At 41.6% G+C, this 11,615-nt stretch carries 15 protein-coding genes; all 15 read left to right on the forward strand.

Translation table 11 applies throughout. The annotated features are described in order from the left end of the window. The first annotated feature begins 31 nt into the window (after positions 1-31). Positions 32-1,387, forward strand: a complete 1,356-nt coding sequence (locus ACEZ3G_RS15350) for a dihydrolipoamide acetyltransferase family protein (protein WP_432426400.1) — start codon at positions 32-34, stop codon at positions 1,385-1,387. Positions 1,388-1,497: 110 nt separating this feature from the next. Further along, entirely contained in the window at positions 1,498-2,745 is a 1,248-nt protein-coding gene (locus tag ACEZ3G_RS15355) for a DUF481 domain-containing protein (RefSeq protein WP_432426401.1), read from the forward strand. 10 nt (positions 2,746-2,755) lie between these two features. After that, the gene (locus ACEZ3G_RS15360; RefSeq protein ID WP_432426402.1) at positions 2,756-3,478 is read left to right on the forward strand and encodes a class I SAM-dependent methyltransferase; all 723 of its coding nucleotides are present in this window, start codon (positions 2,756-2,758) and stop codon (positions 3,476-3,478) included. A gap of 80 nt (positions 3,479-3,558) precedes the next feature. Further along, positions 3,559-4,335 (forward strand): 3'-5' exonuclease, encoded by a 777-nt coding sequence (locus ACEZ3G_RS15365; protein WP_432426403.1) that lies wholly within the window; start codon positions 3,559-3,561, stop codon positions 4,333-4,335. 62 nt (positions 4,336-4,397) lie between these two features. Further along, the gene (locus tag ACEZ3G_RS15370; RefSeq protein ID WP_432426404.1) at positions 4,398-5,009 is read left to right on the forward strand and encodes a fumarylacetoacetate hydrolase family protein; all 612 of its coding nucleotides are present in this window, start codon (positions 4,398-4,400) and stop codon (positions 5,007-5,009) included. After that, the gene (locus ACEZ3G_RS15375; RefSeq protein WP_432426405.1) at positions 5,009-5,347 is read left to right on the forward strand and encodes an Hpt domain-containing protein; all 339 of its coding nucleotides are present in this window, start codon (positions 5,009-5,011) and stop codon (positions 5,345-5,347) included. The genes ACEZ3G_RS15370 and ACEZ3G_RS15375 overlap by 1 nt, the downstream gene beginning before the upstream one ends. Next, positions 5,347-6,597 (forward strand): competence/damage-inducible protein A, encoded by a 1,251-nt coding sequence (locus ACEZ3G_RS15380; protein WP_432426406.1) that lies wholly within the window; start codon positions 5,347-5,349, stop codon positions 6,595-6,597. The genes ACEZ3G_RS15375 and ACEZ3G_RS15380 overlap by 1 nt, the downstream gene beginning before the upstream one ends. Positions 6,598-6,660: 63 nt before the next feature. Beyond that, positions 6,661-6,900, forward strand: a complete 240-nt coding sequence (gene rpmB / locus ACEZ3G_RS15385; protein ID WP_432426407.1) for a 50S ribosomal protein L28 — start codon at positions 6,661-6,663, stop codon at positions 6,898-6,900. Between the two features lie 22 nt (positions 6,901-6,922). Then, positions 6,923-7,105 carry a 50S ribosomal protein L33 gene (rpmG, locus tag ACEZ3G_RS15390; RefSeq protein ID WP_072995257.1) on the forward strand — a complete coding sequence of 61 codons (183 nt, stop codon included), beginning with the start codon at positions 6,923-6,925 and terminating at the stop codon, positions 7,103-7,105. A gap of 44 nt (positions 7,106-7,149) precedes the next feature. Next, positions 7,150-7,302, forward strand: a complete 153-nt coding sequence (locus tag ACEZ3G_RS15395) for a DUF4295 domain-containing protein (protein ID WP_432426408.1) — start codon at positions 7,150-7,152, stop codon at positions 7,300-7,302. A 182-nt stretch (positions 7,303-7,484) separates the two neighbouring features. Next, positions 7,485-8,441 (forward strand): signal recognition particle-docking protein FtsY, encoded by a 957-nt coding sequence (gene ftsY / locus ACEZ3G_RS15400; protein ID WP_432426409.1) that lies wholly within the window; start codon positions 7,485-7,487, stop codon positions 8,439-8,441. Positions 8,442-8,643: 202 nt separating this feature from the next. Beyond that, entirely contained in the window at positions 8,644-9,468 is an 825-nt protein-coding gene (locus tag ACEZ3G_RS15405; protein WP_432426410.1) for an SDR family oxidoreductase, read from the forward strand. Between the two features lie 59 nt (positions 9,469-9,527). Beyond that, entirely contained in the window at positions 9,528-10,442 is a 915-nt protein-coding gene (locus tag ACEZ3G_RS15410; RefSeq protein ID WP_432426411.1) for a helix-turn-helix domain-containing protein, read from the forward strand. Positions 10,443-10,456: 14 nt separating this feature from the next. Continuing rightward, positions 10,457-10,873: a hypothetical protein gene (locus ACEZ3G_RS15415; RefSeq protein WP_432426412.1), complete on the forward strand. Its 417-nt coding sequence runs from the start codon at positions 10,457-10,459 to the stop codon at positions 10,871-10,873. After that, complete coding sequence (locus tag ACEZ3G_RS15420) at positions 10,870-11,541, forward strand: NAD(P)H-binding protein (protein ID WP_432426413.1); 672 nt, start codon at positions 10,870-10,872, stop codon at positions 11,539-11,541. Before ACEZ3G_RS15415 ends, ACEZ3G_RS15420 begins: the two co-directional genes overlap by 4 nt. The last annotated feature ends 74 nt before the right edge of the window (positions 11,542-11,615 follow it).

An 11,615-nucleotide genomic window follows, 5' to 3' on the forward strand; every position in this document is an offset into this window, starting at 1 on the left:
AATAGACAATAAGCGCACTTAGAATAATAATATGTCAAAATTCGAATTGAAATTACCGCGAATGGGTGAAAGTGTTGCCGAAGCAACATTGACCTCTTGGTTGAAAGACATAGGTGACACCATAGAAATGGACGAGGCAGTTTTTGAAATCGCCACTGATAAAGTAGATTCAGAGGTGCCTAGTGAAGTAGAAGGTGTTCTGGTCGAAAAGCGTTTCGAAATTGATGATATCGTTAAGGTCGGTGAGACCGTTGCGATAATATCCTTGAACGGTTCGGTCGAAGAAAAGCTTCCGGAAACGGAAAGTGAAGAGGCCGTTGTGATACCTGAAGAAACGGTCGAAGCTTTGGAAAAGACGGTTGAAATCGCCAAAGAGACATCAGGTGCGCCGATTTTGCAGTCAAATAATGATAAGAACGGTTCCTCGGATAGGTTTTATTCGCCTTTGGTAAAGAATATAGCCAAGCAAGAGGGTATTTCCGTTGCCGAACTCGATGCCATAACGGGAACCGGAAAAGAAGGTAGGGTGACCAAAAACGATATTCTTGCCTATATTGAAAATAAGGCATCTTCCACAACTACGCAAAATGTTGCCCTGACAAATGATCCAATTCAAAACATGACTGAATCGGTTCAAGAACTTAAGAAACCCGTTGCTCCGGTCTATAAGCCCAACGGTCAAGACGAAGTCATTGAAATGACCCGAATGGGCAAGTTGATCGCCAAGCACATGAGCGAGAGCGTGACCACTTCGGCGCATGTTCAGAGTTTTATCGAGGTCGATGTGACCAATTTGGTGAACTGGCGCAATAAAATGAAAGATGCTTTTGAAAGACGTGAGGGTGAAAAATTGACCTTTACCCCGATTTTTATGCAGGCGGTGGCCCGGGCATTGAAACAATACCCGATGATGAATATATCGGTCGATGGCGATAAGGTTATCAAGAAAAAGAACATCAATCTCGGTATGGCGGCCGCATTGCCGGATGGTAACCTGATTGTTCCCGTAATCAAGAATGCTGACAGGTTGAATCTTGTCGGAATGGCAAAGGTGGTCAATGATCTGGCCCAAAGGGCGCGCAGCAATCAATTAAAACCCGATGAAGTTCAAGATGGTACCTATACCGTAACCAATGTCGGTACCTTTGGCAGTGTTTTCGGTACCCCCATAATAAATCAACCGCAAGTCGGTATTTTGGCTTTGGGAGCGATTCGCAAAGTACCTGCGGTAATCGAGACCTCGGAAGGCGATTTTATAGGTATACGCAGTAAAATGTACCTGTCGCACAGCTATGACCATCGGGTGGTGAACGGGGCATTGGGCAGTATGTTCGCCAAAGCAGTGGCCGATTACCTTGAGGCTTGGGACGTAAACCTTGAGATCTAGCATCCTGCTGTTCGCAGTTCCGGTTATGTCGTTCATCTTGTTATTTTTCATTGACATAGCTAATGGTTATATATTTATGGTTTATCGAACGCCATAGATTATAGATTGACATGCATGATTTGTTTCGGGTTATACTTTTGACCCTGACCGCTTATTTTTTTATTCATACCGTTGCAGTACGTTCACAAGAATCGGAAAAGGAATCCATGCAGTTCTTTATCGATTGTAATTGTGAGCGAAGTTGCCTTCGACAAGAAATAAATTTTGTAAATCACGTACGAGATCGGGCATTGGCCAACATTGAACTTTTTATTTATGACATCGCGAATGGCAGTGGTGGTAGAACCTATAAGCTGAATTTCAATGGCAAGGGCGATTACGAAGGTATTGTTCACCAGAACTCATTTGACAGTAATGCCAATATGTCTTCAGACGATGTGCGCAAGGGCCTTTTGAATGCTGTTAAAAATGGCCTGCTCAAATATGTGATTGTTTCCGATTTGGCCGGCAAGGTGGATTATAAAATCTCGGATGCAGGACTTGCCGAGCGGCAAGACATTAATTTTGATGATCCTTGGAACAATTGGATTTTTGAGGTATACGGTGAGGCTGAATTGGACAAGGAATCAAGTAGAAAGGAATTTGAATATGAGATTGGCTTTGAAAGTGACCGCGTAACCGAAAAATGGCGGATCCGTACCGATTTACAGATGAACCAGGCCACGAGTGAATTCGTTCAGAATGAAGAGACATTTACAAGTGACCGGTTTCGTTACGCAGGTGATGGAAGTATAGTAAGAAGTTTATCCGACCATTGGTCGGCGGGTATTTTTGGAGGGGCTAGACACGATACCTTTACGAATCTTGATTTCCGATACTATTTTGCCCCGGCCGTCGAATATAATATCTTTCCTTACAATGAAGTGCTAAGGCGTGAGATAGTTTTTGCCTATCGCGTCGGTTATTTTCACAACAATTATATCGATACGACTATTTTCGGGAAGATGGAAGAGGGCAAGTTCAACCATTCTTTGGATGTTCAAGTACGTTATCGACAGCCGTGGGGCAATATTTATAGCCGTTTGAGGGGTTCGACTTTTTTGGATGATTTCGATAAGAATCGCGTGCAGCTTTTCAGTAGGTTGTCGATACGCTTAATAAAAGGCCTATCGGTTAGACTTTCAGGAAGTTTTGAAATCATACGCGACCAGATCAATCTTCCCGCGGGTGATGCCTCCATTGAAGATGTGCTCTTGCAGCAAAAGCAAATCGCTACCGATTTTGAACTTGGCTTCAGTGTGGGTTTGAGCTATACTTTCGGATCGGCCTATAACAATATTATCAATACCAGATTGTAACGAATTTCATATGATCGATGAATATGACGCTGTGACCGCATACCATTACCGGGCCTATAGACCGCCGTTGCACGGTAGAATATTGGCAGAATGTATTGAAAATAAGGGAAAATATCCCAAAGGATTGGACATTGGTTCGGGTACGGGACATTCCTCCTTGGCCTTGACGCCATACTGCAATATGGTCGCAGGGGTCGAACCGAGCCTAGTGATGCGTCAAAAGGCTTTAAAACATGCCCAAGTTGAATATTTCGACTACGACAAAAACCGTTTGCCGTTCGACGATGCGACGTTTGACCTGATTACGTTGGCGGGGTCTTTATACTATGGGAAATCACAGCGATTGTTGGACGAGATCGTTAGGGTCGGCACCAAAGATGGATCGGTAATCTTGTATGACTTTGAACTTTTACTTGACGAAGCACTTCACGAACTTGATCTGAAGAACCTAGGGGAAAGTTCATATAATCATCAAGAGGATTTTTCAGGCCTTTCAGAGCAAAAATTGTCCCAAATACGGGCCGGTAGTAATGAAATGGAAGTAAATATGGGTGCTAATGACCTTGCACACATTCTATTGTCCATCAAGACATTTTACCTATATCTGGTCGATCTGCACAGAAAAGAAAGGCTCCATGAAAAGATAGCAAGTCTTTTAAGGCCTATTGTTGGTCGGGAAGGGTTTACCACCAAAGCGCAAACCTATTATAAAGTCTACAGAATTGTTAAATGAGTGCCATTGGGCAAATAAAATGTACCGTCGATTTCCTCTCTTTTTCCTAAAGTCTATCTTTGTGTGCTAAAACCTACGATATGGAACTGAAACTTACCAGACCCATCTGCTTTTTTGATCTGGAGACGACCGGCACCAATGTGGCCAAAGACCGGATCGTCGAGATTTCGATTTTGAAGATCCATCCCAACGGAAACAAGGAAAGTAAAACATGGTTGGTGAATCCTGAAATTGAAATTCCCGAAGAGGCTTCCAATATTCATGGCATAACGAATGAAAAAGTAGTAAGCGAACCTACTTTCAAGCAGCTTTCGAAAGAGATATATGGTATTATCAAAGACAGTGATCTGGGCGGCTTTAATTCGGACCGTTTTGATATTCCTTTATTGGCCGAAGAAATGTTGCGGGCCGAAATTGATTTCGATATGAAAAATACGGTCTCCATCGATGTGCAGACCATTTTTCATAAAATGGAGAAGCGAACTTTGGGCGCGGCCTACAAGTTCTATTGCAACAAAGAACTTGACGATGCGCATAGCGCCGAGGCTGATACCCAGGCGACATACGAGGTATTGCTTTCACAATTGGACCGATACCCCGATCTGGAGAACAATGTGAAGAAACTGGCCGAATTTTCAACGCATAGGCAATTTGCCGATTTTGCAGGTTTCATTGGGTTTGATGATGAGGATAATGAAATTTTTGCCTTTGGCAAGCATAAAGGTAAAAAAGTGCTCGAAGTGCTTGAAAAAGAACCCGGGTATTTCGGATGGATATTGAATGCCGATTTTCCATTGTACACAAAAAAAGTGTTGACCCAGATCAAGTTGAGCCAATTGAACAATAAGTTGAGCTGATACTTCGTTGCTTTTTTTTATAGTTCGGTAGGCGTTGTCATGAAATATAGATTGTCAAGTAGATGAAACTTATTTGTATCGGAAGAAATTATGTAGAGCACATCAAAGAGTTGTCGAACGAGCGACCGAACGAGCCGGTGTTGTTCATCAAGCCCGATTCGGCGATACTTCCCAAGGAACAAGATTTTTATATTCCTGATTTCACCAATGAAGTGCACCATGAGGTCGAGGTACTTGTAAAGATTAAAAAAGTCGGCAAACACATCGACGAACGTTTTGCCCATACCTATTATGATGAAATTGGACTTGGGCTCGATTTGACGGCCCGGGACCTACAATCACAGCTGAAGGAAAAAGGTCTACCGTGGGAAAAAGCCAAAGGATTCGATGGCTCTGCCGTTATCGGTAGATGGATGCCGAAATCCGATTTCGGCGATTTGAACGATTTGAATTTTTCCCTATTTAAAAACGGTGAGGAAGTCCAAAAAGGAAATACAGGTCTCATGCTCTGGAAGATAGACGAATTGATAGCCTACGTTTCGCAATATTTTACCTTGAAAAAAGGCGATATTATTTTTACCGGAACGCCTTCAGGTGTTGGCAGAATAGGCACAAATGATTATCTTTCGGGTATCTTGGAAGGGCATGAACTCTTTACTTTAAAAGTTAAATAATGATCTATAATCTTGATAAGATAAATGAGATGGCCGAGGGTGACGAAGACTTCATCAATTCGGTCATTTCGGTGTTTTTAGAGGAAGTGCCACAAGATCTTCAGGACTTGGAGGCCGCACTTTCAGGAGGTGATCATGAAAAAGTCTACCAATTGGCCCATAAGATCAAGCCGAACGTCGATTTGTTGGGTATGGAGCAGACACGTGCCGCCGCCCTCGAAATCGAGACCATGGGTAAGAACGCCGCCAATATTTCCGAAATCGAAAAGGTTTTCCCCGCATTAAAAAAAGATGTCGAACAGGTCATCTCTGAACTTAAAAAAGACTTTCAGCTATAATGCTTGCCGAAATCATCACCATTGGCGATGAGATTCTAATAGGGCAGGTCATCGATACCAACTCGACATTCATAGCCAAAGAGCTCAACAAAATCGGTATTTCGGTATATCAGATTACCTCGGTACAAGACGATCGCGAGCACATTATTAACGCGTTGCACGAAGCACAACGAAGAGCTCAGATCGTTATTGTTACCGGCGGGCTCGGCCCTACAAAAGATGATATTACCAAGCATACTTTTTGCGAGTTCTTCGATGATACTCTAGTAGAAGACATGCAGGTATTGCAGCATGTAGAGGAACTTTTTCGAAAACATATTTCCAATACGCCCATTTCCGATATCAATAGAATGCAGGCCCTTGTGCCGGCAAAGGCGACCGTACTGCACAATGCCTATGGTACCGCACCGGGTATGTGGTTCGAGAAGAGCGGGATCGTTTTTGTTTCCCTTCCCGGTGTGCCTTTCGAAATGAAGAACCTGATATCGGTGGAGGTCGTTCCCAGATTGATCGAGCGCTTTGAACGTCCGTATATAATTCACAAGACCCTTGTTACCTACGGACTTGGAGAAAGTGCCATTGCCAATAGAATCGAATCGTGGGAAGAAAGCCTACCGTCTTTTGTCAAGTTGGCCTACCTGCCCAATTTGGGCAAGGTACGGTTGCGACTTACCGCAAAAGGCACCGAAAAAAAGGTATTGGAAAAAACGATCGAAATCGAATCCCAAAAATTGTCGGATTTGTTGGGCGATATTATCTATGGAATCGAAGATGATGAAACCTTGGAGGAAATAATCGCCAAACTTTTTACCGCTAAAAAAATGACCTTGGCCACCGCGGAGAGTTTTACGGGAGGGGCGATTGCCGAAAAAATCGTGTCCGTGCCGGGTGCTTCGGTCTATTACAAAGGGAGCATTGTTAGCTATGCCACTGAAGCGAAAATCAACGTGTTGAACGTGCCCAAGACTGTAATAGACACCAACTCGGTGGTAAGCGAAGCAGTGGCCATTTCAATGGCCGAAAATGTCAAAAAAATGTTCAATACCGATTTTGCCATTGCCACGACGGGCAATGCGGGGCCGACCAAAGGCGATTCCGATGCCGATGTCGGAACCGTGTTCATTGGTATTGCCACGCCGAACCGCGTTTTTGCCCAAAAATTCAACATGGGAAACCACCGAACGAAAATTGTTGAAAAAGCGGTAAACAAAGGCTTTGAATTGCTTCAAAAAGAAATTCTGAAATTCTAGAAAAGAATTTTGTCCGTCCCGCAAAAATGATATAAATTTGCACCCTGTTAAAAATTCAGCGCAATGTCAAAAGTTTGTGAAATTACGGGAAAGAGGGCCATGTTCGGCAACAATGTGTCATTCTCTATCAACAAGACCAAAAGAAGGTTTGATGTGAATCTTTCGAAAAAGAGGTTCTACATTCCTGAAGAAGACAGGTGGGTGACGTTGAAAGTTTCCGCCAGAGCGTTGAAGACGATCAATAAAAAAGGCATTTCAGCGGTTTTGAAAGAAGCCAAGGCACAAGGGTTGTTGAATAAATAAGCTCGAAAAAATTTAGATAGCGATGGCAAAGAAAGGCAATAGAATTCAGGTAATCTTAGAGTGTACCGAGCATAAGGATTCAGGTATGCCCGGAACTTCGAGGTACATTACCACGAAGAACAAGAAGAATACCCCAGAACGGATGGAAATTAAAAAATTCAATCCGATCTTGAAGAGAATGACAGTCCATAAAGAGATAAAATAATAGAATTCACGCCTTCACGGGAGTGACGATAAAGCATATTAATCATGGCAAAGAAGACGGTAGCAAGTTTACAAACAAGTTCAAAGCGATTGACAAAGGCCATTAAAATGGTAAAATCGCCCAAATCGGGTGCCTACGTTTTTGTGGAATCCGTTATGGCCCCAGAAGCCGTGAACGATTGGTTGCAGAAAAAATAAAACGCACATTCAGTACAATATTTGATGGCCCCTTTCGAAAGAATGGGGCTTTTTTCTTTCTGTCATTCCGACACAGGAGGAATCTCATTGCCAAATCGGTCAACTATTGGCCACATTCCATTTCGCTTGGAATGACAAATTCTACCCCATTCCTTATCTTTGAACACCTAACTTAGTAGCAAATGAGTCTATTCAAAAACATATTTAGTTCTAAAAAGAAAGAAACCCTTGACAAAGGCCTTGAAAAGTCCAAGACATCTTTCTTTTCCAAATTGAGCAAGGCCGTTGCCGGAAAATCGAAGGTCGATGACGATGTACTCGATAATTTGGAGGAAGTCTTGGTCACTTCGGATGTAGGTGTCGATACGACGCTCAAGATAATAGACCGGATCGAGGCACGGGTCGCCCAAGACAAATATATGGGTACCGATGAGCTCAATGTTATTTTGCGGGAAGAGATTGCAGGACTTCTCTCGGAAACCAATATCGGAGAGGAAACCGAGTTCAGCATACCCCACGACAAAAAGCCTTACGTGATCATGGTCGTCGGTGTCAACGGGGTAGGCAAGACCACGACCATAGGAAAATTGGCACACCAGTTCAAGAACCAGGGACTAAAAGTCGTATTGGGTGCGGCCGATACTTTTCGCGCCGCGGCCATCGATCAGTTGCAGGTTTGGGCCGATCGTGTCGACGTGCCATTGGTCAAACAAAAAATGGGCAGTGATCCGGCTTCGGTGGCCTTTGATACCTTAAGCTCGGCGGTTGCCCAAAATGCTGATGTCGTTATCATCGATACGGCGGGCCGATTGCACAACAAGGTCAATTTGATGAACGAATTGACCAAGGTAAAAAAGGTCATGCAAAAAGTGGTCGATGAGACGCCCCACGACGTATTATTGGTCTTGGATGGTTCAACGGGGCAAAACGCTTTTGAACAGGCGAAACAGTTTACCAAGGCGACCGAAGTAACCTCCTTGGCGGTCACAAAACTCGATGGTACGGCCAAAGGCGGGGTCGTTATCGGTATTTCGGATCAATTTCAGATACCTGTAAAATATATCGGGGTAGGCGAGGGTATCGAAGATCTACAGGTCTTTAATAAATACGAGTTCGTCGATTCTTTTTTTAAGATGTAAGAGGGGTTATAACAACCGAAAACATCGGTATGGCTACCTTGAAAGGTGTGCTATGCGCCAAGCACTTGCGTAGATAAACGAGCTACGAACAAGGCGGAAAAACAATTGCGCAAAAAGTATACAACTATCGGCAATTTGAATACCTCTTCATTTTTGGGTTGCCATAATTTTGCTCCATTATTAAATATTGGAAAAATAGACAATGAGCAAAACAATTTTAATCACGGGAGCATCATCGGGAATAGGAAAAGCGGCAGCCAAAAAGTTTCAGGCAGAAGGGTGGAATGTCATTGCCACAATGCGCAACCCTGAAAAAGAAGATGAACTAATATCCATAGATAATGTTTTAATTGTCAAACTAGACGTTCAAAATCTAACAAGTATAGCAAGTGCAATTGAAGAAGGAATTGGAAAGTTCGGAAAAATCGACGTCGTTCTAAATAATGCTGGATACGGCATATTGGGTACTTTCGAATCTGCATCAAGAGAAAGTGTTTTGAGACAGTTTGATGTAAATGTCTTTGGCCTCTTTGATGTAACAAGGGCGATATTGCCACATTTTAGAAAAAATAAAAACGGAATGTTCATCAATATATCATCGGTTGGTGGTAAAACAACCTTTCCAATGATGCAACTTTACCATGCTACGAAATTTGCTGTCGAAGGTTTTACAGAATCTTTGCAATACGAAATGGAACCCATTGGCGTAAAAGTAAAAATAGTGGAACCAGGTAGCATAAAAACCGATTTTTCAGGTCGTTCGATGGATTTTCAGCACAATGAAGAACTAACAGAATATAACGAGTTTGCATCAGGGGTAATGAATACTTTTGAAAAATTGATGAGTTCTGAAAACAGGAACAGTCCAGACATGGTAGCAGATGTGATTTTCAATGCCGCAACTGACGGAACGAACACGCTTAGATACGTGGCGGGTGCGGATGCTGAACGTTTACTGGAAGCTAGAAAAGCGATGAATGATGCCGAGTTTCTTAGTATGATGAAAACGAGCCTAAATATTAAATAAGAAATAGAAAAGCACACTTTAATCAATAAAGTGTGCTCTTTTATACAAAAAACAGTGCATTGAAAGATATTCTAAAAATAGAAACCATATCGGATATTCATCAATTTTTAGATATGGCAAAGCCAAACCATCCACTTGTATCGGTATACCGAATTGGAGATTCCCTAAACAATTTAGAAGTTGATAATTTCAGGTATTCACTTGGTATGTATCAAATTAGCTTCAAAGAAAATTGCCCATATACCATAATAAACTATGGTAGAAATTCTTATGACTATCAAAATGGCACATTGATTTTTACGGCACCGAACCAAGTAATGGAATTTAAAAAAGCTGAAAAATCAGAAGTCAACAATGGGTGGACCTTGGCTTTTCATCCAGATTTGATTCGAAAATCGGAATTAGGAAAGAAAATTGAACAGTATTCATTCTTTTCTTACGCTTCAAACGAAGCCCTGCACCTATCCGAAGAGGAAAGAAAAACGGTCACAGGTATTGCTGAGAAAATCGAGAAAGAAATCAGAAGCAATATAGACGCCCATAGTCAAACCTTGATCATTTCAAATATTGAGCTATTATTGAATTATTGTGTTCGTTTTTATGACCGACAATTTTATACCAGAACAAATTTAAATCAAGATATAGCAAGTCAGTTCGAACAATTATTAAGAGCGTATTACAATCAAGAAAAACAATTGGAATTAGGAATTCCGACCGTTCAATATTGCGGGGAAACGCTGAATATGTCGCCTAAATATTTAAGCGATCTATTGCGAAAAGAGACAGGCAAGGGCACACAAGACCATATTCATCAATACATCATTGAGAAAGCAAAGAACAGACTATTGAATTCCAACGAAAGCGCAAGTGAAATTGCGTATGCCTTAGGATTCGAATACCCTCAATATTTTAGCAAGATCTTTAAAAAGAAAACGACAATGAGTCCGAATGAATTTAGGCAAAGTCCGAATTAAACCTATTTTACAAAATGAAAATAGCATCGAAAGCATTCATGGTTGTACTGCTCATTTGGACAATGGCAATGTTGGTTTGGGGATTGGGCGGTTTTTTTGAATACTTCACGGGTATCGAGCCTTTTATACACCTACAGAATTCTGCTTACCCAAGGGCCGTACAGTTTGTCCATTGGTTTTTAATAACGTTGACCGGAGGAATGTTTGTTTTTGGGTATTTCTCAAAATGGAAATGGACACCGTTTGTCATGGTACTTCTATTTTCCAACCTGGCTGTTTTGTGTACCATCGAAACATTCGATTTTATGTATGAACAATGGAGTTATAGTGCCTATGGTACCGAAATGGTTTCGTACGTTTTGCTTTCAATGTTTTTATTGTTTTCACCACTTTCAAAATCACATTTTAACCACAGAATCGAAAACAGATGAAATATGTACTTATTGCAGGGGCTTCAGGCATGATCGGCAGCATCATCTTAGACGAATGCTTGTCATCGTCAAGAATAAATAGGGTAATATCTTTAGTTCGCAAGAAATCGAATACTACCCGCGCTAAGTTAAAAGAGGTAATTATTGAAGATTTTACCGTTTACGACAACCATAGAAATCTGTTTAAGAATATTGATACTGCCTTTTTCTGTATTGGGGTTTACACCGGTGGCGTTCCTGATAAATTATTCAAGGAAATTACGGTTGATTATGCCGTGCATTTTGCAGAAATGTTGAAAGAACATAGTCCAAATGCAAAACTCTGCCTACTTAGTGGAGCTGGAGCCGACCGTGCCGAAAAAAGCAAGACGTCATTTGCGCTTTATAAAGGAATGGCGGAAAATCAAATTGATAGATTAGGTTTGGAATTTTATGCCTTCCGCCCAGCTTATATTTATCCGGTTGAACCAAGAAAAGAGCCCAATTTAATGTATGGAATTATGCGAAATCTATATCCTGTCCTTAGACTTTTGGGAAGCAATTTTAGCATCAAATCGACTGAACTCGCTCAAGCAATGTATGAAATTGGAATAAAGGGAACGGATAAAAAGATATTAGAGAATAAAGACCTGATTCATTATTTAAAAGGGCAAAGTAAATTTGAATAATGAAACCCAGCACCTAAAAAGAGGGCTATAGGTACTGTGGTATGAAATACTGATATTAAATTAATTACAGTAAA

This window comes from Meishania litoralis, from assembly GCF_042611095.1.
Classification (GTDB): domain Bacteria; phylum Bacteroidota; class Bacteroidia; order Flavobacteriales; family Flavobacteriaceae; genus Meishania; species Meishania litoralis.

Coding starts and splice junctions, on each gene's coding strand:
- ACEZ3G_RS15405 (WP_432426410.1), top strand. CDS start 8,644: ATGAGCAAAACAATTTTAATCACGGGAGCATCATCGGGAATAGGAAAA.
- ACEZ3G_RS15360 (WP_432426402.1), top strand. CDS start 2,756: ATGATCGATGAATATGACGCTGTGACCGCATACCATTACCGGGCCTAT.
- ACEZ3G_RS15370 (WP_432426404.1), top strand. CDS start 4,398: ATGAAACTTATTTGTATCGGAAGAAATTATGTAGAGCACATCAAAGAG.
- ACEZ3G_RS15365 (WP_432426403.1), top strand. CDS start 3,559: ATGGAACTGAAACTTACCAGACCCATCTGCTTTTTTGATCTGGAGACG.
- ACEZ3G_RS15350 (WP_432426400.1), top strand. CDS start 32: ATGTCAAAATTCGAATTGAAATTACCGCGAATGGGTGAAAGTGTTGCC.
- rpmG (WP_072995257.1), top strand. CDS start 6,923: ATGGCAAAGAAAGGCAATAGAATTCAGGTAATCTTAGAGTGTACCGAG.
- ACEZ3G_RS15415 (WP_432426412.1), top strand. CDS start 10,457: ATGAAAATAGCATCGAAAGCATTCATGGTTGTACTGCTCATTTGGACA.
- rpmB (WP_432426407.1), top strand. CDS start 6,661: ATGTCAAAAGTTTGTGAAATTACGGGAAAGAGGGCCATGTTCGGCAAC.
- ACEZ3G_RS15380 (WP_432426406.1), top strand. CDS start 5,347: ATGCTTGCCGAAATCATCACCATTGGCGATGAGATTCTAATAGGGCAG.
- ACEZ3G_RS15375 (WP_432426405.1), top strand. CDS start 5,009: ATGATCTATAATCTTGATAAGATAAATGAGATGGCCGAGGGTGACGAA.
- ACEZ3G_RS15395 (WP_432426408.1), top strand. CDS start 7,150: ATGGCAAAGAAGACGGTAGCAAGTTTACAAACAAGTTCAAAGCGATTG.
- ACEZ3G_RS15420 (WP_432426413.1), top strand. CDS start 10,870: ATGAAATATGTACTTATTGCAGGGGCTTCAGGCATGATCGGCAGCATC.
- ACEZ3G_RS15355 (WP_432426401.1), top strand. CDS start 1,498: ATGCATGATTTGTTTCGGGTTATACTTTTGACCCTGACCGCTTATTTT.
- ftsY (WP_432426409.1), top strand. CDS start 7,485: ATGAGTCTATTCAAAAACATATTTAGTTCTAAAAAGAAAGAAACCCTT.